Source organism: Vibrio sp. 03_296, assembly GCF_002265885.1.
On sequence record NZ_NPKW01000281.1, the window covers coordinates 1 to 408 of the forward strand.

General features: G+C 48.9%; 1 protein-coding gene. It reads left to right on the forward strand.

From position 1 onward, the window contains the following. Nucleotides 1-253, forward strand: a 253-nt coding sequence (locus CIK04_RS23995) for an MgtC/SapB family protein (RefSeq protein WP_142995003.1), incomplete at its 5' end; no start/stop codon positions are given. Nucleotides 254-408 lie beyond the last annotated feature (155 nt).

The window sequence follows — 408 nt, forward strand, 5'->3', positions numbered from 1 at the left end:
CTTTTTAGGTGCAGGTGTGATGATGACTCAAGATGGGAAAATTCACGGGGTGACATCCGCCGCCGTTATCTGGGTACTGGCGTCGATGGGGATGATGATTGGTTTAGGATTGATGCAGCAATCTGTGATCATGACGGTACTTGTCCTGACCGTGTTGCTCGGCGTCGACAAAGCCGAAAACCGCATTCAAGCGCTGCGCCGCGGCGTTCACCAAAAAATTCAGCAGCGCCGCAGTTCACGCCTGATTAAATAAACCAGTATATGGCTATCTTTGCTCACTGCTAAAACAAGAAMCCCAGACCATTACTTGGCTGGGGTTTCTTTATGCTATCGAGAACTTCACTCTCGATTGAGCTTACTTCGCAAAGTTAATGATTGGGAAGCAAGGGAAGAAACCGTTGTCCGCAC